At 65.8% G+C, this 21744-nt stretch carries 21 protein-coding genes and 1 tRNA gene; 9 read left to right on the forward strand and 13 right to left on the reverse strand.

The features are described from left to right. Positions 1-28: 28 nt before the first annotated feature. From obgE to J8I34_RS22555, 4 genes are all read right to left on the reverse strand, one after another. Positions 29-1126, reverse strand: coding sequence for a GTPase ObgE (gene obgE / locus J8I34_RS22540; RefSeq protein WP_209807070.1), 1098 nt, complete (start codon positions 1124-1126; stop codon positions 29-31). A 111-nt stretch (positions 1127-1237) separates the two neighbouring features. Next, complete coding sequence (gene rpmA, locus J8I34_RS22545; RefSeq protein ID WP_010814747.1) at positions 1238-1498, reverse strand: 50S ribosomal protein L27; 261 nt, start codon at positions 1496-1498, stop codon at positions 1238-1240. A gap of 39 nt (positions 1499-1537) precedes the next feature. After that, entirely contained in the window at positions 1538-1849 is a 312-nt protein-coding gene (gene rplU / locus J8I34_RS22550; RefSeq protein WP_006576525.1) for a 50S ribosomal protein L21, read from the reverse strand. A gap of 195 nt (positions 1850-2044) precedes the next feature. Further along, the gene (locus J8I34_RS22555) at positions 2045-2272 is read right to left on the reverse strand and encodes a hypothetical protein (RefSeq protein ID WP_209807071.1); all 228 of its coding nucleotides are present in this window, start codon (positions 2270-2272) and stop codon (positions 2045-2047) included. 49 nt (positions 2273-2321) lie between these two features. Between J8I34_RS22555 and ispB the strand changes: the two genes are divergently transcribed. The 8 genes from ispB to J8I34_RS22595 all read left to right on the forward strand — a co-directional run bounded on the left by ispB (position 2322) and on the right by J8I34_RS22595 (position 9540). Then, positions 2322-3251 carry an octaprenyl diphosphate synthase gene (gene ispB / locus J8I34_RS22560; RefSeq protein WP_209774272.1) on the forward strand — a complete coding sequence of 310 codons (930 nt, stop codon included), beginning with the start codon at positions 2322-2324 and terminating at the stop codon, positions 3249-3251. Between the two features lie 94 nt (positions 3252-3345). Further along, positions 3346-3422 (forward strand) — tRNA-Pro (locus J8I34_RS22565). Positions 3423-3664: 242 nt separating this feature from the next. Beyond that, positions 3665-5416, forward strand: a complete 1752-nt coding sequence (gene pilB, locus J8I34_RS22570) for a type IV-A pilus assembly ATPase PilB (RefSeq protein ID WP_209807072.1) — start codon at positions 3665-3667, stop codon at positions 5414-5416. Positions 5417-5480: 64 nt separating this feature from the next. Further along, the gene (locus J8I34_RS22575) at positions 5481-6752 is read left to right on the forward strand and encodes a type II secretion system F family protein (protein ID WP_209807073.1); all 1272 of its coding nucleotides are present in this window, start codon (positions 5481-5483) and stop codon (positions 6750-6752) included. Between the two features lie 3 nt (positions 6753-6755). Then, positions 6756-7658, forward strand: coding sequence for a prepilin peptidase (locus tag J8I34_RS22580; protein ID WP_209774276.1), 903 nt, complete (start codon positions 6756-6758; stop codon positions 7656-7658). Between the two features lie 51 nt (positions 7659-7709). Then, positions 7710-8348 carry a dephospho-CoA kinase gene (coaE, locus tag J8I34_RS22585; RefSeq protein ID WP_209774279.1) on the forward strand — a complete coding sequence of 213 codons (639 nt, stop codon included), beginning with the start codon at positions 7710-7712 and terminating at the stop codon, positions 8346-8348. A 237-nt stretch (positions 8349-8585) separates the two neighbouring features. Further along, complete coding sequence (gene zapD / locus J8I34_RS22590; protein WP_029048087.1) at positions 8586-9344, forward strand: cell division protein ZapD; 759 nt, start codon at positions 8586-8588, stop codon at positions 9342-9344. A gap of 4 nt (positions 9345-9348) precedes the next feature. After that, a complete protein-coding gene (locus J8I34_RS22595) occupies positions 9349-9540 on the forward strand; it encodes a DNA gyrase inhibitor YacG (protein ID WP_029048086.1) in 192 nt (63 codons plus the stop codon). A gap of 49 nt (positions 9541-9589) precedes the next feature. Here J8I34_RS22595 and J8I34_RS22600 read toward each other — a convergent pair whose 3' ends face one another. The 4 genes from J8I34_RS22600 to secA all read right to left on the reverse strand — a co-directional run bounded on the left by J8I34_RS22600 (position 9590) and on the right by secA (position 15262). After that, on the reverse strand, positions 9590-10027 hold the full coding sequence (locus J8I34_RS22600) for an NUDIX domain-containing protein (RefSeq protein WP_029048085.1): 438 nt from the start codon (positions 10025-10027) through the stop codon (positions 9590-9592). Then, entirely contained in the window at positions 10024-10929 is a 906-nt protein-coding gene (locus J8I34_RS22605; RefSeq protein WP_029048084.1) for an ATP-binding protein, read from the reverse strand. Before J8I34_RS22605 ends, J8I34_RS22600 begins: the two co-directional genes overlap by 4 nt. A 176-nt stretch (positions 10930-11105) precedes the next feature. Next, positions 11106-12344: a bifunctional glutamate N-acetyltransferase/amino-acid acetyltransferase ArgJ gene (gene argJ / locus J8I34_RS22610; RefSeq protein WP_209774281.1), complete on the reverse strand. Its 1239-nt coding sequence runs from the start codon at positions 12342-12344 to the stop codon at positions 11106-11108. Between the two features lie 140 nt (positions 12345-12484). Beyond that, complete coding sequence (secA, locus tag J8I34_RS22615) at positions 12485-15262, reverse strand: preprotein translocase subunit SecA (protein WP_029048082.1); 2778 nt, start codon at positions 15260-15262, stop codon at positions 12485-12487. Positions 15263-15543: 281 nt separating this feature from the next. Here secA and J8I34_RS22620 point away from each other — a divergent pair, with 281 nt between their 5' ends. Further along, a complete protein-coding gene (locus J8I34_RS22620; RefSeq protein WP_209774283.1) occupies positions 15544-16047 on the forward strand; it encodes a DciA family protein in 504 nt (167 codons plus the stop codon). 81 nt (positions 16048-16128) lie between these two features. On the opposite strand, the gene lpxC is transcribed toward J8I34_RS22620, so the two are convergent. The 5 genes from lpxC to J8I34_RS22645 all read right to left on the reverse strand — a co-directional run bounded on the left by lpxC (position 16129) and on the right by J8I34_RS22645 (position 21737). After that, positions 16129-17046, reverse strand: a complete 918-nt coding sequence (gene lpxC, locus J8I34_RS22625) for a UDP-3-O-acyl-N-acetylglucosamine deacetylase (RefSeq protein WP_029048080.1) — start codon at positions 17044-17046, stop codon at positions 16129-16131. A gap of 154 nt (positions 17047-17200) precedes the next feature. Continuing rightward, the gene (locus J8I34_RS22630; RefSeq protein WP_209774286.1) at positions 17201-17707 is read right to left on the reverse strand and encodes a peroxiredoxin; all 507 of its coding nucleotides are present in this window, start codon (positions 17705-17707) and stop codon (positions 17201-17203) included. Positions 17708-18206: 499 nt separating this feature from the next. Continuing rightward, positions 18207-19400, reverse strand: coding sequence for a cell division protein FtsZ (ftsZ, locus tag J8I34_RS22635; RefSeq protein ID WP_029048078.1), 1194 nt, complete (start codon positions 19398-19400; stop codon positions 18207-18209). A gap of 193 nt (positions 19401-19593) precedes the next feature. Then, positions 19594-20826, reverse strand: a complete 1233-nt coding sequence (ftsA, locus tag J8I34_RS22640) for a cell division protein FtsA (protein WP_012353950.1) — start codon at positions 20824-20826, stop codon at positions 19594-19596. Further along, a complete protein-coding gene (locus J8I34_RS22645) occupies positions 20823-21737 on the reverse strand; it encodes a cell division protein FtsQ/DivIB (RefSeq protein ID WP_029048077.1) in 915 nt (304 codons plus the stop codon). The genes ftsA and J8I34_RS22645 overlap by 4 nt, the downstream gene beginning before the upstream one ends. Positions 21738-21744 lie beyond the last annotated feature (7 nt).

A 21744-nucleotide genomic window follows, 5' to 3' on the forward strand; every position in this document is an offset into this window, starting at 1 on the left:
GGAATTCGTTTCTGACCGTTGGTTTTGTTTATGCCTCGCGCTCGTCCTGGCCGACGTTATGCAGGCGCTCGTCGAGCCGGATGTCCGGTTCTGCCAGCGCCGCCGCCTCTTCGGCCTTGATCGCCGCCAGGTGGTCCTTGATCGCGTAGATCAGCTCGCGGCAGCCTTCGCCGGTCAGCGCCGAGATCTGGAACACCGGGCCCTTCCACTTGTAGCGCTTGAGGAAGTCCTTGACCTTCGCCGCGCGCTCGTCCTCGGGGACCATGTCGAGCTTGTTCAGCACCAGCCAGCGCGGCTTGTCGTGCAAGTCCTCGTCGTACTTCTTCAGTTCGTTGACGATGGCCTTGGCCTCGGCGACCGGATCGACCGCCTCGTCGAACGGCGCCAGGTCGACGATATGGAGCAGCAGGCCGGTGCGCTGCAGGTGGCGCAGGAACTGGTGGCCCAGGCCCGCGCCCTCGGCGGCGCCTTCGATCAGGCCCGGAATGTCGGCGACCACGAACGACTGCTCATGGTCCACGCGCACCACGCCCAGGTTGGGATGCAGCGTGGTGAACGGATAGTCCGCCACCTTGGGCCGCGCGTTGGAAATATGCGAGATAAGAGTCGACTTGCCGGCATTGGGCATGCCCAGCAGGCCGACGTCGGCCAGCACCTTCAGCTCGAGCTTGAGCATGCGGCGCTCGCCCGGCTTGCCGTCCACCTGCTGGCGCGGCGCGCGGTTGGTACTGGACTTGAAATGCAGGTTGCCCCAGCCGCCCATGCCGCCTTCGGCCAGGCACACGCGCTGGCCGTGCTCGGTGAGGTCGGCGATGACTTCGCCGGTGTCCATGTCGGTGATCAGCGTGCCGACCGGCATGCGCAGCGTAATGTCGTCGCCGGCCGCGCCGTAGCAGTCGGAACCCCGGCCGTTCTCGCCGTTCCTGGCCACGTGCTTCTTGGCGTAGCGGAAGTCGATCAGGGTATTGATATTGCGGTCCGCCTGCGCGAACACGCTGCCGCCGCGGCCGCCGTCGCCGCCATCCGGGCCGCCGAAGGGCACAAACTTTTCGCGCCGGAACGAGGCGCTGCCATTGCCGCCGTTGCCGGCGATGGCTTCGATTCGGGCTTCGTCGATGAACTTCATGATGGGTTTTCCGTGATGGATCGGCAGATCGGGGGCCGGCGTAGTTTACTTCGCCAGAAAAGAAAAAGCCCCGCAAGCGTTGCGGGGCCTTTCATCCTGCAAAGGCTGTTATCAGGCCGCCGGGACGACGCTGACTTGCTGCTTCTTGGCAGGGCCCTTGACGGCGAACTGCACGTGGCCGTCAACCAGGGCGAACAGCGTGTGGTCCTTGCCCACGCCGACGTTGTCGCCGGCATGCACGCGGGTACCGCGCTGGCGGATGATGATGCCGCCGGCGTTGATGGCCTGGCCACCAAACACCTTCACGCCCAGACGCTTCGATTCGGAATCACGGCCGTTCCGCGTGGAACCGCCGCCTTTTTTCTGTGCCATGTCTTACTCCTGTCGCTTTACCGGATTACGCTCGATCGATCAGGCAACGATCGCTTCGATGCGCAGTTCGGTGTAATTCTGACGATGGCCCTGACGCTTCTGGTAGTGCTTGCGACGGCGCATCTTGAAGATCTTCACCTTGTCGTGACGACCCTGGGAGATAACGGTAGCCTTGACGGAAGCCCCGCTAACCAGCGGCGTACCAAACTTGATTTGGTCGCCGGCGCCCACTGCGAGCACCTGGTCGAGCGTGATTTCTGCGCCAATGTCTGCCGGTATCTGTTCTACTTTCAGTTTTTCGCCAGCAGCAACCTTGTATTGCTTGCCGCCGGTTTTTACGACCGCGTACATTGTCGAACCTCTCGGATGTGAATAAAACGCCGAGACCGCGCGATGCGGCCCGGTTATCTCCCGCCGGCAAAGACCCGCAAACGCGAGTGACTACCGGAGGAAACCGGGAATTGTAAACGAGATCGGGCAAAAGTGCAAAGAAAACAGGCACATAGCCTGCTTGCGGCGCGGCCGGCACAATCGGCAGCGGCTCGCTCAGGTCAGATCGGCGAGAAGGAACCCCGCCAGTGCGGCAAACGCCACCAACCAGGCGGTGCGGCGCAGTTGGCGGCGGGATACGGGCTTGTCCATGTCCGCATTATAGTTGCGCCGGTCACCGGCGCCGCTGCGCGCATACCCTGAGCCCCCGGCGAGAATGCGGGGCATGCGTAGAACGCCGCGTGCTTCGCATATAATCGTCCGGTTTTGCGTAACGGTGATCATCTTGTCCCAGCCTTCCGCCACTGCCTTGCTTGCCCCGGTCGCTGCAGACATGCGCGCGGTTGATGCTGTCATCCGCCAGCGGCTGTCTTCCGAAGTCCCCCTGATCGAACAGATCGGCGAATACATCATCGGTGCCGGCGGCAAGCGCCTGCGCCCGGTGATCCTGCTGCTGACGGCACGAGCGCTGGGCTATGACGGCAACCGGCACCACGAGCTGGCTGCCGTCGTGGAATTCATCCACACCGCCACGCTGCTGCACGACGACGTCGTCGACGAATCCGAGCTGCGCCGCGGCCGCGATACCGCCAACGCAGTGTTCGGCAATGCCGCCAGCGTGCTGGTCGGCGACTTCCTCTACTCGCGCGCGTTCCAGATGATGGTCGATGCCGGCAGCATGCGCATCATGGAGATCCTGTCCAACGCGACCAACGTGATCGCCGAGGGCGAGGTCCTGCAGCTGCTGAACATGCACGACCCGGACGTCACCATCGAGCGCTACCTGCAGGTCATCCGCTACAAGACCGCCAAGCTGTTCGAGGCCGCTGCCCAGCTGGGCGCGGTGCTGGCTGGCGCCGACAAGCAGATGGAGGAAGCCGCCGCCGAATACGGCCGCCGCATCGGCACCGCCTTCCAGCTGATCGACGACATGCTGGACTACACCGCCAGCGCCGAGCAGATGGGCAAGAACGCCGGCGACGACCTGCGCGAAGGCAAGCCCACGTTGCCGCTGCTGCACCTGCTGGAGCACGGCACCGCGCAGCAGCGCCAGCTGGCGCGCGATGCCATCGTGCAGGGCGGCACCGAGCACTTCGACGCGGTCTTCGCGGCGATCCACGCCAGCGGCGCGCTCGACGTCACCTTCGAGGCCGCGCGCCAGGAAGCGGAAGCCGCCGAGCGGGCCGCTCGGCAGTTCCCGGATTCCGCGCTGAAGGAAACGCTGATCCAGCTCTGCGAGTTCTCGCTGCAACGGCAGTCGTAAGGATTCCCTGAATCATCCTCTTCCATTTCAGCACAAACGCTGTTATAGTTACCTTCTTTGCTGCTGACGCTTGGCGACGACAGCAAAAACAAATCGGGGTGTAGCTTAGCCTGGTAGAGCGCTACGTTCGGGACGTAGAGGCCGGAGGTTCGAATCCTCTCACCCCGACCAGATTTAAAAAGCCGAATCAACGAAAGTTGATTCGGCTTTTTGTCTTTCTGGCCGGCAGCTCCTTGATGGCTACCCATGCCCCCGCGCAAGTAGGGTTGCGCCCGTGTCGCGCAAACGCCAACACGTCCCGCAGTCGCCTTTACAAAAAGTGACCCCAGCGGCAAACTGGCCCGATCCCAAGACGTGGAACCGTCTCGCCCTGCCCTGGCCGGCGCCACTGTTCCAACCACTGCGCACCTGTCATGACACTCGGTCTTGCCCTGGCCCAGAGCCGGCGTATCGCGCCCGCCCTGCTTGCTCAGCTGGAGCAGGCCGCTCGTGAAAAGCAATCGCAGCTGATCGACGAGATCGTCGGCAGCGGCACCATGAGCGCCCACGACCTGGCGCTGTTCGCCGCGGACAAATACCAGCTGCCGTTGCTGGACCTGAACCAGTACAACCTGGCCAAGGTGCCGCCGGGGCTGGCGGGGAACCGCGAATTCCATGCGCACCGCCTGCTGCCGCTGGGCCGGCGAGAAAACCGGTTGGTGCTGGGGCTGTCCGATCCGTCCAACCAGGCCGGGCTGGACGCGATCAAGGAAAAGTACAAGCTGCCGGTCGAAGCAGTGGTGGTCGAGCACGACAAGCTGATGAAGTACGTGCGCTCCGCCGGCGAGGCGTTGGGCACGCTCAAGAACATCTCGCCGGTGCAGGCCGAGCGCAAGATGATCGAATACGACCCGGTGGCAGCCGCCGGCGCGCAGCGCAACCGCACTGCCGCCGATGCCATCGACGACGCGCCCGTGGTGCGCTTCCTGCAGAAGCTGCTGACCGAAGCCTTCCACCGCGGCGCCTCCGACCTGCATTTCGAGCCGTTCGAGACCTTCTACCGGGTCCGCTTCCGCGTGGACGGCGTGCTGCAGGAGGTGGCAAGGCCGCCGCTGGATATCCGCGACAAGATCGCCACCCGCATCAAGGTGCTGTCCCGGCTGGATATTTCTGAAAAGCGCGTGCCGCAGGATGGCCGCATGAAGCTGCTGATCGCGCTGCCGAAGGACAATAAGGACGCGAAGGATCCCAAGGACAAGGACGCCAGGGAAACGGTCGAGAAGGCCGTCGATTTCCGCGTCTCGACCCTGCCGACGCTGTTCGGCGAGAAGATCGTGATGCGGATCCTGGAATCGTCGAGCGACAAGCTCGACATCGACCAGCTCGGCTACGAGCCACAGCAGAAGGCGCTGCTGCTGGACGTGATCAAGCGCCCGTACGGCATGGTGCTGGTGACCGGCCCCACCGGCAGCGGCAAGACGGTCTCGCTGTACACCTTCCTGAACCTGCTGAACCAGGGCGACATCAATATCTCGACCGCCGAGGACCCGGCCGAAATCCAGCTGCCCGGCATCAACCAGGTCAACGTCAACGACAAGGCCGGCCTGACCTTCGCCGCGGCGCTGCGTTCGTTCCTGCGGCAGGATCCGGACGTCATCATGGTCGGCGAAATCCGCGACCTGGAAACCGCCGATATCTCGATCAAGGCCGCGCAGACCGGCCACCTGGTGCTGTCGACGCTGCACACCAATGACGCGCCCACCACGCTGACGCGGCTGATGAACATGGGCGTGGCGCCGTTCAACATCGCCTCCAGCGTGCTGATGATCACCGCACAGAGGCTGGCGCGGCGGCTGTGCACCTGCAAGCGCCCCGGCGATCTGCCGCGCGAGACGCTGCTGGATGCCGGCTTCCGCGAACAGGACCTTGACGGCAGCTGGCAGCCCTACCACCCGGTCGGGTGCGAGCGCTGCAACGGCAGCGGCTACAAGGGCCGCTGCGGCATCTACCAGGTCATGCCGATCACCGAGGCAATGCAGCAGATCATCCTGTCGCACGGCACCGCGCTGCAGATCGCCGAGCAGGCGCGCAAGGACGGCGTGCTATCGTTGCGCGAGGCTGGGCTGCTGAAGGTCAGGCAGGGCGTCACATCACTCGAAGAGGTGCTGGCGACCACGAATACGTAGCAAGGCAGTCACAACGTAAATACAAGACGTACCAGAAGCGTCATTTACACCGGGGGTCAACAACATGGCGACGCGCTCACCAGCGGCGGGCGCCCGGACGGCAGCACCGTCGCGGGCAAAATCAGGCAAGGGGCGCAAGGCCCCCACCCAGTACATCTTCGAATGGGAAGGCAAGGACCGCAAAGGCAAGACCTTCACCGGCGAACTGCGCGCGGAGAGCCAGGCCGAGGTCACCGCCACGCTGCGCAAGCAGGGCCTGACCATCGTCAAGCTCAAGAAGCGCAAGGCCGCGCGCGGGCGCAAGATCACCGAGAAGGACATCGCCTACTTTACCCGGCAGCTGTCGACCATGCTCAAGGCGGGGATTCCGCTGCTGCAGTCGATCGACATCATCGCGCGCGGGCACGCCAACCCCAACTTCACCCAGCTGCTGTCCGAAATCCGCTTCGATATCGAATCGGGCAGCAGCATGGCGGCGGCATTCCGGCGGCAGCCGAAGTACTTCGACACGCTCTACTGCAACCTGATCGATGCGGGCGAACAGGGCGGTATCCTGGACGCGCTGCTGGAGCGCCTGTCGCTCTACATGGAAAAGACCATCGCACTGAAGGGCCAGATCAAGTCGGCGATGATCTACCCGATCGCGGTGCTGACGGTGGCCTTTGCCGTCACCGTGATCCTGATGCTGTTCGTGATCCCGGCGTTCAAGGGTGTGTTCTCAAGCTTCGGCGCCAACCTGCCCGCGCCGACGCTGCTGGTGATCGCAATTTCAGACTTTTTCGTGCAGTACTGGTACCTGGTCATCGGCGGGCCAGTGGCCGGCATCACGTTCTACCTGCGGGCGCGCAAGAAATCGGAGAAGGTGCAGCGCTGGTCCGACCGCGCGCTGCTGAAGCTGCCGATCTTCGGCAGCCTCTTCCGCAAGGCGGTGATCGCGCGCTGGACGCGCACGCTGGCGACCATGTTCGCCGCCGGCACGCCGCTGGTGGAGTCGATGGAGTCGGTGGCGGGCGCCGCCGGCAACTGGGTCTACTACGACGCCACGCGCGAGATCGAACAGTCGGTTCGCATCGGTACCAGCCTGACCAACGCCATGCAGGCCACGCACGTGTTCGACAACATGGTGCTGCAGATGACACAGATCGGTGAAGAATCCGGCGCGCTCGACAATATGCTGCTGAAGGTGGCCGAGTTCTACGAGCGCGAGGTCGACGACGCCGTGGCCGCCATCTCCAGCCTGATCGAGCCGATCATCATCGTGGTGCTGGGCGTGCTGATCGGCGGTATGGTGGTGGCGATGTACCTGCCGATCTTCAAGCTGGGACAGGTGGTGTAAGCGATGGCGCTGTCGTATTCCGTTTCGCCGTTTCCCGCCGGCAGCGGGCAATTGCTGCAGGCGCTGGCGGCGCTGCCGCCTGCCTTCATGGTGGCGGCAGCGGCCATGCTTGGGCTGGTGGTGGGCAGTTTCCTCAACGTGGTGATCCACCGGCTGCCGCGCATGATGGAGCGCGAGGAAGCCAACTATATCGCCGAGCTGCGCGGCGACCCGCTGCCCTACCCCGCCCGCTACAACCTGATGGTGCCGCGCTCGGCCTGCCCGCACTGCGGCCACTCGATCGCGCCCTGGGAGAACGTGCCGGTGCTGAGCTGGCTGGCGCTGCGCGGGCGCTGCTCGGCCTGCAAGGCGCCGATCAGCGCGCGCTATCCGCTGGTGGAAGTGGCCTGCGGCGTGCTGAGCGCGCTGGTGGCCTGGCGCTTCGGGCCCGGCTGGCAGGCCCTGGCGGCGCTGGCGCTGGTCTGGGCGCTGCTGGCGCTGACCCTGATCGATGCCGATACCCAGTTGCTGCCGGACCAGATCACGCTGCCGCTGCTGTGGCTGGGACTGGTGCTGAACCTGGGCGGGTTGTTCGTGCCGCTGGGCGACGCCGTGATCGGCGCCGCCGCCGGCTACCTGGTGCTGTGGACGGCGTACTGGCTGTTCCGGCTGGTGCGTGGCAAGGAAGGCATGGGTTTCGGCGATTTCAAGCTGATGGCCGCACTCGGGGCGTGGTTTGGCTGGCAGGCGCTGCCGGCGCTGGTGCTGCTGTCTTCGGTGGCCGGCGTGGTGTTCGGGCTGGCCAGCATCGCGCTGCGCCGGCAGGATCGCGAGACGCCCTTCCCCTTCGGCCCCTTTATCGCCCTGGCGGGCGTGGTGGTGCTGGTGTTCGGCTCCGGCGTTCTGCCGCTGACCGTGCTGCCGTGAAGCTGGTATCGTGACGGCAACATCGTCAACTAGCCTTCACGGCATCCCCACATGCTGGAAATCGGACTGACCGGCGGCATCGGCAGCGGCAAGACCCGCGTGTCCGACATGTTCGCCGCGCGCGGCGCCGCGATCATCGATACAGACCTCCTCGCCCACCAGGTCACCGCCCCGGGCGGGCGTGCCATCGCGGCGCTGGTCGAGGCCTTCGGGCCTGAATGCCTGCGCCCTGACGGCGCCATGGACCGCGACGCGATGCGCGCGCTGGTATTCGCCGACCCGGCCGCCAAGGCGCGCCTCGAAGGCATCACCCATCCGCTGATCCGGGCGCTGACCAACGAGCATGCGCAGGCGGTCCGCGATGCCGGCGAGCATCCTTACCTGATCTACGTGGTGCCGCTGCTGGTAGAGTCCGGCTCGTGGCGCGAGCGCGTGGGCCGCGTGCTGGTGGTCGACTGCACCGAAGCCACCCAGGTGGCGCGCGTGATGGCGCGCAATGGCTTCAGCCGCGAGCAGGTGCAGGCAATCATGGCCAGGCAGGCAACGCGGCGCGCGCGGCTGGCATGTGCCGACGACGTCATCGACAACGACGGGCCAGTCGATGCGCTCGTGGCACAGGTGGACCGCCTCGACCGCTATTACCGCGAACTGTCAGCGTCAGGAAAGGTCCATCCTGAAGCCGGCGCATGATGCGCGGGCCCGGCCCGGCGGCACGCGGCGAACGCGCGTCCGACATTGTCCTCGGCCCGGGTCTCGCATAGAATGCGCTGGAACATGCCGGGAAATCGCCGCATACTGCGGGCATTGGACACCGCGGATCACTCCGACACAGTCCACCCAGCCCCTTCCGGCGTTCCCCGGGCCACATTCCGCACCGGGCCTGCTCCTCTTACGGGGCCCGCCCGGCGCCCTGCACGGACATAGCACTTGATTCTGTACGAATATCCATTCAACGAACGCATCAGGACACTCCTGCGGCTGGAGGACCTGTTCGATCGGCTGGAATACTTCCTCGGCCAGGATCATCCCCAGCAGCACCATGTCGCGCTGACCACGCTGTTCGAGATCATCGACGTAGCCGGCCGCGCCGACCTCAAGACCGACCTGATCAAGGAACTGGAACGCCAGCGCCAGGCGCTGGCGCCGCTGCGCGCCAACCCGCAGATCGACCAGGAAGCGCTGGACGGTGTGATTGGCGAAATCGAGCAAGGCATCACCATGCTCAACCAGACCGTGGGCAAGGCCGGGCAGCTGCTGACCGACAACGAGTGGCTGACCAGCATCCGCAGCCGTGCCATCATTCCCGGTGGCACCTGCGAGTTCGACCTGCCGGCCTATTACGCGTGGCAACACCGCCCCGCGGAGGACCGCCGCGCCGATATCCTGAAGTGGGCCCGCCCGCTGGTGTCGCTGCGCATGGGCACCACCATCGTGCTGCGCCTGCTGCGCGAAGCCGGCCAGAGCGGGAAGGTGATCGCCACCGGCGGCAGCTACCAGCAAATGCTGTCCGGGCGCAGCTACCAGCTGATGCAGGTGTGGCTGGATGACTCGCTGCTAGCCTTCATCCCGGAAATGAGCGCGAACAAATACATGCTGTGGGTGCGCTTCACGCAGCAGGATGGCGACCTGCGCCCGCGCTCGGTCGATGCCGATATCCCGTTCCTGCTGAAACTCTGCAATTTCTGAAGCCATGCCTGCTGTCGTCAAATGCCCCACCTGCGGCACCGAGGTGGCCTGGGTGCCGGACAACAAGTTCCGCCCGTTCTGTTCCGAGCGCTGCAAGCAGATCGACCTGGGCGCCTGGGCGTCCGAGAAATACGTGATCGGCGGCAAGCCAGGCGAGACGCCTTCGCCGGACCTGCCCGGCGACGAGGACGACTGACGCAGTCGCCTCAGCCGCACAGGCCGCTCATGGCGCCAGGGTCTGTGCCCTAAGCCTCTTCGCCCAGCCATTCGACCACCGGAATGGTGGCCGGCAGCAGCGGCGCGACCGTCACGGGCACCGTCTGCCAGGAAAAGGCCTGGCCTTCGCGGCCGACCGGGTCACCGCGCCAGGCAGTAACCTTGCAGAAATGCAGCCGCACATAGGCGTGCGGGTAGTCGTGCTCGAGCACATGCCAGCGCTCGCACGCGGTGATATCCAGTCCCAGCTCTTCATGCAGTTCGCGGGCGAGCGCTGCCTCGACGGTCTCACCTGGCTCCAGCTTGCCGCCCGGGAACTCCCAATAGCCTTCATACGGCTTGCCCACGGGGCGCTGCGCCAGCAGGAAGCGGCCATCCGGCTGCACCATCACCCCGACGGCGACTTCGGTGACCTTGCGAGGCGGGTTGCCGGCGGTCTCTGCGGGCTTGTCCATGGCCGCGCTCATGCCTTGTCGTTCCCCGGCACGTCGGCAATGTACGGCTGGCCGTGCTTGCCGCCCCAGTCGCGCGCGAACTGCCACGCCACCCGGCCGGAGCGCGAGCCGCGCTCCAGTGCCCACACCAGCGCGTCGCCCCGTGCGGCGGCGATGTCTTCGTCGGTGCAGCCGAAGTGCTTGAGCCAGTGGCCGACGATGGTCAGGTACTCATCCTGCTTGGGCGGGTAGAACGACAGCCACAGCCCGAAGCGCTCGGACAGCGAGATCTTTTCTTCGACCACTTCGCCGGGATGGATCTCGCCGTCGTCGGTGTGGCGGTAGGTTTCGTTGTCCTTCATGTACTCCGGCAGCAGGTGCCGGCGGTTGGACGTGGCGTAGATGAGCACGTTGTCCGACTGCGCCGCGACCGATCCGTCCAGCGCCGACTTCAGCGACTTGTAGCCCGATTCGCCCTCTTCGAACGACAGGTCGTCACAGAAGATGACGAAGCGCTCGGGCCGGGCCGAGACCAGCTCGACGATATCGCCGAGGTCGCCCAGGTCATCCTTGTCGACCTCCACCAGCCGCAGCCCGTCCCTGACGAAGGCATTCAGGCAGGCCTTGATCAGCGACGACTTGCCGGTACCGCGCGCGCCCGTCAGCAGCACGTTGTTGGCCGGCAGCTTGTTCACGAACTGGCGCGTGTTGGCGACGATGGCGTCCTTCTGGCGCTCGATGTTCTTCAGGTCGTCCAGGTGAATCGGCGGCAGCTGGCGCACCGGCTGCAGGTAGCCGATATTGCCGAACAGGCTCTGGCGCTTGCGCCAGCGGAACGCTACCGCCTCCTGCCAGTCCGCGTCGCTCAGTTGCGGCGGCAGCCATTGTTCGAGGCGGGAGAGGAAGTTGTCGAGGCGGGCGGCGAGGTCGGACATGGTGATGGGGTGGTGGCAGTAGAGGTCAGCTTGTTGCCAACTGTTTTTGCTCCCTTTCTCCTCTGTGGGAGGGGATTGGGGAGAGGGGTAGCTTGGCGGTACCACGCTTCCTGATGCGCCGGCCCTCTCCCGCGGCCCCTCTCCCGCAAGCGGGAGAGGGGGCAAAACAGTGGTGCTTACGAACGGTAGTCGGCGTTGATCGACACGTAGTCGTGCGACAGGTCGCAGGTCCACACCGTGGCTTCGGCATTGCCGCGGCCCAGCGCGATGCGTACCGTGATCTCGGCCTGCTTCATCACGCGCTGGCCGTCTTCCTCGCGGTAGTCGGGATTGCGGCCGCCGTCGCGGGCGACCCAGACATCGTCCAGCCACAGGTTGACGCGGCCGACATCGAGGTCGTCGACGCCGGCGTAGCCGACCGCGGCCAGGATGCGGCCGAGGTTGGGGTCCGAGGCGTAGAACGCGGTCTTGACCAGCGGCGAATGCGCAACCGCATAGGCGATCTGGCGGCACTCGGCAACGTCCTTGCCGCCTTCGACGCGGATGGTCATCAGCTTGGTCGCGCCTTCGCCGTCGCGCACGATCATCTGCGCCAGCTCTTGCGCCAGGCTCGTCACCGCCTCGCGCAGCGCTTCGAAGGCAGGGCCTTCGGCGCGGTCGACCACGGCACCGGACTTGCCCGAGGCGATCAGCACGAACGAATCGTTGGTCGAGGTATCGCCATCGATGGTGATGCTGTTGAACGAGTGATCGGCGGCGTGCGTCACCAGCCCCTGCAGCACCGGCTGCGCCACCGCGGCATCCATGGCGATAAAGCCCAGCATGGTCGCCATGTTCGGGCGGATCATGCCCGCGCCCTTGCTGATGCCCGACAGCGTCACGGTCTTGCCGCCGATCTGCACCGTGCGCGAGGCCACCTTGGGCTGCGTGTCGGTGGTCATGATCGCTTCCGCCGCGGCCAGCCAGTTGTCCGCCCTGGCGTTGGCGATGGCGGCGGGCAGCCCGGCCAGCAGGCGGTCCATCGGCAATTGCTCAAGGATCACGCCGGTCGAGAACGGCAGCACCTGGCCGGCATCGATGCCCAGCTGCGCAGCCAGCGCGTCGCAGGTGGCGCGGGCGTTGGCCAGGCCCTGCTCGCCGGTACCGGCGTTGGCATTGCCGGTGTTGACCACCAGCGCGCGGATGCCCTTGCCCGACTTGCCCGCGGCCGCAAGGTGCTCGCGGCACACCTGCACCGGCGCGGCGCAGAAGCGGTTGCTGGTGAAGACGCCGGCCACGGTGCTGCCTTCGGCGACGCGCACCACCAGCACGTCCTTGCGGTTGGCCTTGCGGATGCCCGCCTCGGCCCAGCCGAGCTCCACGCCGGCGACGGATTTCAGGTTCTCTGCCAGGGGCAGCGGAAGATTGACGGGCATGTAGGACTCCTCGATGTTCCTGCTCGCGACTTGCTTGTCATCAGACGAACATGCCCGCGAGGGGCGGGCATGTTCGATTCCTGTTGCGTCATGCCCCGCTGCGGGACCGACGTCATACCGGGCACCCGGCGCGGCTCAGTTCAGCTGAGCTTGCCGTGGCACTGCTTGAACTTCTTGCCCGAGCCGCACGGGCACGGATCGTTGCGGCCGACCTTGGGCATGCCGGCCAGCGCCAGCTCGGCGGCGGCCATCGCTGCACCGGTGCGCGGCGACGGCGCTTCCTCGACCGGCTCGCGGCCTTCGGCGAACTCGTCATGCTTGTACTGGACGTTCTCCAGATGCGACAGGCCTTCCTCGATCTGCTCGGAGGCTTGTTCCAGTTCCTCCGGCGACTGGATCTGCACGTTGAAGGTCACGCGCGTGACTTCGCTCTTGATCACGTCCAGCAGGCGCGCGAACAGCTCGAACGACTCGCGCTTGTACTCCTGCTTGGGGTCCTTCTGCGCATAGCCGCGCAGGTGGATGCCCTGGCGCAGGTGGTCCAGCGCGGCCAGGTGCTCACGCCAGTGCGTGTCGATGCTCTGCAGCATGACCGAGCGCTCGAATCCGGCGAACGATTCGCGGCCGACCATCGCGACCTTGCCCTCGTAGCGCTCGGTCGCGGCCTTCATGATCAGGTTGAGCAGCTCTTCGTCCTCGATGCTCTGCGCGCCCTCGATGGTCTGCGCCAGCGGCACTTCCAGGCCCCAGTCCTCGCGCAGGCGTGTTTCCAGGCCGGCGATGTCCCACTGCTCTTCCATGGTGTCGGCCGGCACATGGTCGCGGAACAGCTCGATCAGCACGCTCTCGCGCAGGTTGGTGACCATCTCGCCGACGTCGTTGGCCTCGAGCACGTCGTTGCGCAGCTTGTAGATTTCCTTGCGCTGGTCGTTGGCGACGTCATCGTACTGCAGCAGCTGCTTGCGGATATCGAAGTTGCGGCCTTCCACCTTGCGCTGCGCCGACTCGATCGAGCGCGTGACGATGCCGGCCTCGATCGGCTCGCCTTCAGGCATCTTCAGGCGTTCCATGATCGCGCGCACGCGGTCGCCGGCGAAGATGCGCAGCAGCTGGTCGTCCAGCGACAGGTAAAAGCGCGATGAACCCGGGTCGCCCTGGCGGCCGGCACGGCCACGCAGCTGGTTGTCGATACGGCGCGATTCATGGCGCTCGGTGCCGACGATATGCAGGCCGCCGGCGGCCTTGACCTGCTCGTGCAGCGACTGCCATTCATCCTTGAGCTGCTGGATGCGCGCGCCCTTGTCGGCGTCGGACAGGTTCGGGTCCGCTTCGATAAAGCCCGACTGCTTCTCCACGTTGCCGCCCAGCACGATGTCGGTACCGCGACCGGCCATGTTGGTGGCGATGGTGATCATCTTGGGACGTCCGGCCTGCGCCACGATCTCGGCTTCACGCGCGTGCTGCTTGGCGTTGAGCACCTGGTGCGGCAGCTGTTCGCGCTCGAGCAGGCCCGACAGGTATTCCGAGGTCTCGATCGAGGTGGTGCCCACCAGCACCGGCTGGCCACGCTCGTAGCAGTCGCGGATATCGCGCACCACGGCGTCGTAGCGCTCCTTGCCGGTCTTGTAGATCTGGTCCTGCTGGTCCTTGCGCTGGGCCGGGCGGTTGGTCGGGATCACCACCACTTCCAGGCCGTAGATTTCCTGGAATTCGTACGCTTCGGTGTCGGCCGTGCCGGTCATGCCAGCCAGCTTGCTGTACATGCGGAAGTAGTTCTGGAAGGTGATGGTCGCCAGCGTCTGGTTTTCCTGCTGGACGGTCACGCCTTCCTTGGCTTCGACGGCCTGGTGCAGGCCATCTGACCAGCGGCGGCCCGTCATCAGGCGGCCGGTGAATTCATCGACGATCACCACTTCGTCGTTCTGCACCACGTAGTGCTGGTCGCGGTGGAACAGGCTGTGCGCGCGCAAGGCGGCGTACAGGTGGTGCATCAGCGTGATGTTCTGCGGCGCGTACAGCGACTCGCCTTCACCGATCAGGCCCTGCTGCGACAGGATCACTTCGGCCTTCTCGTGGCCGGCTTCGGTCAGGTAGACCTGGTGGCCCTTCTCGTCGACGTAGTAGTCGCCCGGCTTCTCGACGCCGGTGCCGTCGGCCTTTTCCTCGCCGATCTGGCGCTCGAGCAGCTTGGGGATGCCGTTCATGCGCTGGTACAGGTCGGTCTGGTTCTCGGCCTGGCCCGAGATGATCAGCGGGGTGCGCGCCTCATCGATCAGGATCGAGTCCACTTCATCGACGATGGCGTAGTTCAGCGGCCGCTGCACCCGCTGCGACGGGTCGTAGACCATGTTGTCGCGCAGGTAGTCGAAGCCGAACTCGTTGTTGGTGCCGTAGGTGATGTCGGCGTTGTACGCAGCCTGCTTCTCGTCATGCGCCATCTGCGACAGGTTCACGCCCACCGACAGGCCCAGGTAGTTGTACAGGCGGCCCATCCACTCGGCATCGCGCTGCGCCAGGTAGTCGTTGACCGTCACCACGTGCACGCCGTTGCCGGTAATGGCATTCAGGTACACGGCCAGCGTCGCGGTCAGCGTCTTGCCCTCGCCGGTGCGCATTTCGGCGATCTTGTTGTCGTTCAGCACCATGCCGCCGATCAGCTGCACGTCGAAGTGGCGCATCTTCATGACGCGCTTGCTGGCCTCGCGGCATACGGCGAAAGCCTCGGGCAGCAGCGCTTCGAGCGACTCGCCGCCAGCATGGCGCTGCCGGAAGGTCTCGGTCATGCCACGCAGGTCGTCGTCCGAGAGCTGCTCGAACTTCGGCTCCAGCGCATTGATCTGCGCCACCGTGCGGCGATATTGTTTGATCAGCCGCTCATTGCGGCTGCCGAAGACTTTCTTGAGAAGGCCCGTGATCATCGATTGCTTTCACCTGCGCGGGACCGGGCTGACGCCCCTGGTAAGCGGGCTGCACCGGCGGCCGGGCGAGGAATGGATAGATTGGCGCGAAACGCCGAGTTTATCATGTGCCGGGGTCACGGCCGGAACGCGCCGGCCCTTGCCGTGCAAGGCTGCCGACCAGGCACCGGCCAACGCAGGCCGACCCCGGCCCCCTCTGTCTGCTGCAGTTTGGGGCGGGTGCGGCAGCTTCAATCCGCACCGCCCCGGGCAGCCCCGCCGCCCCTTGCTAGAATGCAGCCATGCGCCGCTTCACCCATCACGCCCTGCAGACTGCTGCCGCCAAGCCGCTCAACGACTGGCTGGCCAAGTCCGGCCCGGTTTCCGGGCTGATGCAGACCGCGCGCCAGCTGTCCGTGCTGGAGGCCGAAGTGCTGTCGCTGCTGCCCCCCGGCATGCGCGCCGGCATCGCCGTGGCCGGCGTCAAGCGGGACGCCGTCGACCCGAATGGCCAGGTGCTGCTGTTGCTGGCGGCACATGGCGCGGCCGCGGCGCGGGTGCGGCAGGTGGTGCCGACGCTGCTGGGACGGCTGCAGCAGCGCGGCTCGCAGATCACCGCGATCCGGGTGCGGGTGCAGCCCGAGGTGCAGCGTCACTCGGACTGGGACGCTGGTCCGGTCGAGCGCAAGCGCACCAGCGGGCAGATGACGCCAACCGGCCTCGCCAGCCTGGACCAGCTCGCGCGCACGCTGCCGGACTCGCCGCTGCGCGATGCGCTCAGGACGCTGCTCTCGCATCACCGCTGAGCGGCCGGCAGAAATTCCGGACAAACAAGAAAGCCGACCCTCGGGTCGGCTTTTCGTTGCGTGGCGGGCAGTGGCGCAGTTCTAGGCAAAAGCCGGCTGCGCCTGCGGCAGGAAGGCGGCGGGCGCTTCCTCGACGCGGTCGAAGGTGACCAGTTCATAGGCCTCCTGGTCCGCCAGCAGCGCGCGCAGCAGCTGGTTGTTCAGGCCGTGGCCCGACTTGTGCGCTACATAGGACCCGATCAGCGGGTGGCCGACCACATACAGGTCGCCGATGGCATCGAGGATCTTGTGGCGCACGAATTCGTCGCCATAGCGCAGTTCCTCGTTGTTCAGCATGCGGTGCTCGTCCAGCACGATAGCGTTGTCCAGGCTGCCGCCGCGCGCCAGGCCCATCTCGCGCAGCGCCTCCACCTCATGGGCAAAGCCGAAGGTGCGGGCCCGGGCGATCTCGCGCACGTAGCTGGTGTCGCCAAAGTCGATCGAGAAGGTCTGGCCAGTCTTGTCGACAGCCGGATGACGGAAGTCGATGGTGAACGCCAGCTTGAAGCCGAAGAACGGCTCCAGCCGCGCGAACTTGTCGCCCTCGCGCACTTCCACCGGTTTCTTGACGCGGATAAAGGTCTTCAGCGCGTTCTGTTCTTCAATGCCGGCCGACTGCAGCAGGAACACGAAGGACGCGGCGCTGCCGTCCATGATCGGGATTTCCTCGGCGTCGACATCGACATAGAGGTTGTCGATGCCGAGGCCGGCACACGCCGACATCAGGTGCTCGACGGTCGAAACACGCGCGCCATCCTTCTGCAGCACCGACGCCAGGCGCGTGTCGCCGATGGCCGAAGCGGCCACGGGAATCTCGACGGCCTCGGGCAGGTCGACGCGGGTAAAGACAATGCCGGTGTCGGCCGCCGCGGGCCGCAGGGTCAACGTGACCTTGCGGCCCGAGTGCAGGCCGATGCCTACCGTCTTCACCAGGGATTTGATCGTGCGCTGTTTGAGCATGACAGCCTCAACTATTATAAAAATCTATCGTGGTGCTTTTTTTGATTAAGCGATTTTACCACCACCCGGAAGGTGGTGCAGCCGGGTTTTGTTTCCGGCTGTTAACACCGCATCAAGATGTTGCGAATTATCCACGTTTACCCGGATGACTGTGTCAGCCGCGCAACGCAGCCAGCACGGCCTCGGCGCTGCTGACGCGGAATTCGCCGGGCGCCTCCACATCGAGCCGGGTCACCACACCATCGTCGATCACCATGGCATAGCGCTTGGAGCGCACGCCCATGCCACGCGCACCGAGGTCCTGGTCCAGGCCCAGCGCACGGGTCCATTCGGCGCTGCCGTCAGCCATCATGCGCACCTTGCCGGCAACCTGCTGTTCGCGGCCCCACGCGCCCATGACGAAGGCGTCGTTGACCGACACGCACCACACTTCATCGACGCCGGCGGCGCGCAGGTCTGCGGCATGTGTCACGAAGCCCGGCACATGCTTGGCCGAGCAGGTCGGCGTGAACGCGCCCGGCAGTCCGAACACCACGATCTTGCGCCCGCGCACCAGGTCGGCGACGCGGAAGGCGTTGGGGCCGAGCGAGCAGCCCTCGCTTTCGGTTTCGATGAATTCCTGCAGGGTGGCGTCCGGGACGCGGGAACCGACGGTAATCATGGGGCGAAGTCTCTGGGTTGTCTGAAGGATAGGACGGATGGCGGCCGGCTGCGCCGCAGCGGCGCGGCAGCGTGCCGGTTCAACGATCCGGACAGCGTTCCGGACAATGTCTCGTACCGCGGGCAACCCCAAGATCATAGGCGCCGCGCCGGCGATGCAAAAGCCGGGTCACATCCGGTCGCAATCGATACACCTTGCTACAAAGACGTCCGCGCGACGCACCTTGTGGGTGCGCCGCGCGGACGGCGAGACATCCCGACCGGGAAGGCGGGAAACCAGTCCGGGGAGGCGGCCAGCGGCACGCCCTGCCCGGCGACGGGATGCGGGTTGTGGCGGACGATGCGCCGTTGCGGCAGGCGGCGCGGCGCCGCCGGCCGGCCTGCCGGGTCACGTCAGTCCATGCAAGGCACGCGCGGATAGGGAGCGCGCGTGCATCGCGACAAGGCGACGCGATCCGTCAGGCGGCCGGTGGAGGCACCGATGCCGCGCCGTCCGGCGCTCAGTCTGCCTGCTTGCGCAGGAAGGCCGGAATATCGTACGTGTCCACACCCTTCTCCTGCAGCGCCGCCACGTGGGCAGACGCCGACTCGCGCGAGCTGCGCCACACCGCCGGCGTCTCCAGGTTGCTGTAGTCCGGCGAGCTGTGCTGCGCGGCGGTGGCGGCCATGTTGGCCATCATCTGCACCGGCATGTTGTCCGTGCCGGTCTTCAGCAGCGTCATCGGCTGCTGCTTCTTGGCCGAGCGGCCCAGGCCGGTCGCGACCACGGTCACGCGCAGCGCATCGCTCATCGAATCGTCGTACACCGTACCGAAAATCACGGTTGCATCCTCCGCGGCATAGCTGCGGATGGTGTTCATGACTTCCTTGGTTTCCGACAGCTTCAGCGAACGGCTGGCGGTGATATTGACCAGCACGCCGCGCGCGCCGGACAGGTCCACGCCTTCCAGCAGCGGGCTGGCAACGGCCTGCTCGGCCGCCAGGCGGGCGCGGTCCACGCCCGACACCGTGGCCGTCCCCATCATGGCCTTGCCCTGCTCGCCCATCACCGTCTTCACGTCTTCGAAGTCGACGTTCACCAGGCCGTCAACATTGATGATCTCGGCAATGCCGGCCACCGCGTTGTGCAGCACGTCGTCGGCGCACTGGAAGCATGCGTCCATCTCGGCGTCGTCGCCCATCACTTCGAACAGCTTTTCGTTCAGCACCACGATCAGCGAATCGACGCTCGACTCCAGCTCGCTGGAGCCATGCTCGGCCACCTTGGCACGGCGCGCGCCTTCGAAGTCGAACGGTTTGCTGACCACGCCCACGGTCAGGATGCCCATTTCCTTGGCAACCTGCGCCACGATCGGCGCAGCACCGGTGCCGGTGCCGCCGCCCATGCCGGCAGTGATGAAGACCATGTGCGCGCCGCGCAGCGCGTCGGCGATCTGCTCGCGGGCCTGATCGGCACAACCGCGGCCGACTTCCGGCTTGGCGCCAGCGCCCAGGCCCGTATTGCCGAGTTGCAGCACGCGCGAAGCGCTGGAACGCTTGAGCGCCTGGGCGTCGGTGTTCATGCAGATGAATTCGACGCCTTGCACGCCGCGGCTGATCATGTGCTGCACGGCATTGCCGCCCGCGCCGCCCACGCCGACCACCTTGATGATGGTGCCGTCCATCACTTCCGTTTCGATCATGTCAAAGTCCATCACTGCCTCCGAGAAGAATCAGTCCCCAGACGATGCAGCCTCCCCGCCGCAACCCCTGGTTTCTGAACAAGAAACCATTAAGAAAAGAACCAATAAACTTCACTCAACGCGCCAACGCATGTCCGGTAGACAAAGCCATTCGCGCGCCGTTGCATCTTCAGCCCGGTAATTTCCGCGTCGATCGGAACATCGATCAGAAATTGCCGACGAACCATTCCTTCATGCGGGTCCACACCTGCTTGACCGACCCGCTCTGCACCGCGACCTTGCGCCCGCGCATCCGTTGCACGCGGCCTTCCAGCAGCAGGCCCATCACCGTCGCATAGCGCGGGCTCTTCACCACCTCGTGCAGGTTGCCGCGATACTCCGGCACGCCCACGCGCACGGGCTTGAGGAAGATGTCCTCGCCCAGCTCGACCATGCCCGGCATCATCGCGGTACCGCCGGTGATGACCACGCCGGACGACAGCAGCTCTTCGTAGCCCGACTCGCGCACCACCTGGTGCACCAGCGAGTACAGCTCTTCGATGCGCGGCTCGATCACCGCGGCCAGCGCCTGGCGGCTGAGCGTGCGCGTGCCGCGATCGCCCACGCCCGGCACCTCGATCATGTCTTCCGGATCGGCGATGGCCTGCTTGGCGATGCCGTACTGGATCTTGATGTCCTCGGCGTCCGGCGTCGGCGTACGCAGCGCCATGGCGATGTCGTTGGTGATCTGGTCGCCGGCGATGGGGATCACGGCCGTATGGCGGATCGCGCCTTCGCTGAAGATGGCGATATCGGTGGTGCCGCCGCCGATGTCGACCAGCACCACGCCCAGTTCCTTCTCGTCCTCGGTCAGCACCGCCAGGCTGGACGCCAGCGGCTGCAGGATCAGGTCATGCACTTCCAGGCCGCAGCGGCGCACGCACTTGACGATGTTCTGCGCGGCGCTGACGGCGCCGGTGACGATATGCACCTTCACTTCCAGGCGGATGCCGCTCATGCCGATGGGCTCGCGCACGTCTTCCTGGCCGTCGATGATGAATTCCTGCGTCAGGATGTGCAGGATCTGCTGGTCGGTCGGGATATTGACCGCCTTGGCGGTCTCGATCACGCGCGCCACGTCGGTCTGCGTGACCTCCTTGTCCTTGATCGCCACCATGCCGCTGGAGTTGAAGCTGCGGATATGGCTGCCGGCAATGCCGGTAAAGACCTCCGAGATCTTGCAGTCGGCCATCAGCTCAGCCTCTTCCAGTGCTTTCTGGATCGACTGCACGGTGGCCTCGATATTGACCACGACCCCTTTCTTCAGACCCTTGGACTCCGACTGGCCCATCCCGATCACCTCGTAGCTGCCGTCGGGGCGCAGTTCTGCGACCACCGCCGCCACCTTCGAGGTGCCGATATCGAGACCGACCAACAGGTCCTTGTATTCCTTGCTCATCGGGTTTTCTCCGCGTTCTTGCTCTTCAGTCGCGTCGGATTGTTGTTGGAAGTACCGGAAACCGCTGCTGCCGCCTGCGTAGCCCGGGCCGCCTTCGCTGCCCGCTCCGCCTTCTCGGCCCGCACCGCCGCGGCGATCTGCGCCTCGGTCAGGAAGCGGGCGTTGGCGGCACGGATGGCAAAGCCGTTGGGATAACGCAGGTCGGCGTAGTCGATCTGCTTGCCCCACTGCTCGGTGACCTGCGGCCACGCAGCGACGAAACGCCTGACCCGCTTGTCCATTGCAGCGCGGTCTTCATCGTTCTGCTCGCGGCCAAGCTCGACCACCATGCCGTTGGACAGCCTGGCCCGCCAGGCATAGCGGCCCGACAGCGTCACCGCCAGCGGCTCGGTATGCAATGGCTTGAACCACTGGCGCATGACCTCGAGCTTCTCGATCACGTCGCCCTCGCTGTCCGGCGGCCCGTCAAGCGCCAGCAGCTGTGCGTCTTCTTCCGCCTCGGCGGTGTTGGCCACGAAGATTTCGCCGTAGGTATTGAGCAGGCGCCCGCTCTCCGGCGAGCCCCACGTCCCCAGCGCCTCGTGCTCCTCGACCTCCACGGCCAGGCCGTTGGGCCACTCGCGCCGCACGCTGGCGCGCCGCACCCACGGCACCGACTCGAACGCCTGCCGTGCCGCGGTCAGGTCGAGCGTGAAGAAGTTGCCCGACAGCTTGCCCAGCGCGCTGGCACGCACGCTGGGGGCGTTCACGTGGCGCAGCGCGCCGCCGTCCATCGGCGCGATCTCCACGTGGGTGATGGCAAACACCGGCCGCTGCGCCAGCCACAGCAGGCCGGCCGCGAGCGCCATCAACGCCACCACGGCGTACAGCGTGGTGGCGATCAGGTTGAGCAGGCGTGCGTTATGCCACATGGTCCAG

This window comes from Cupriavidus phytohabitans, from assembly GCF_017815025.1.
Lineage (GTDB): Bacteria > Pseudomonadota > Gammaproteobacteria > Burkholderiales > Burkholderiaceae > Cupriavidus.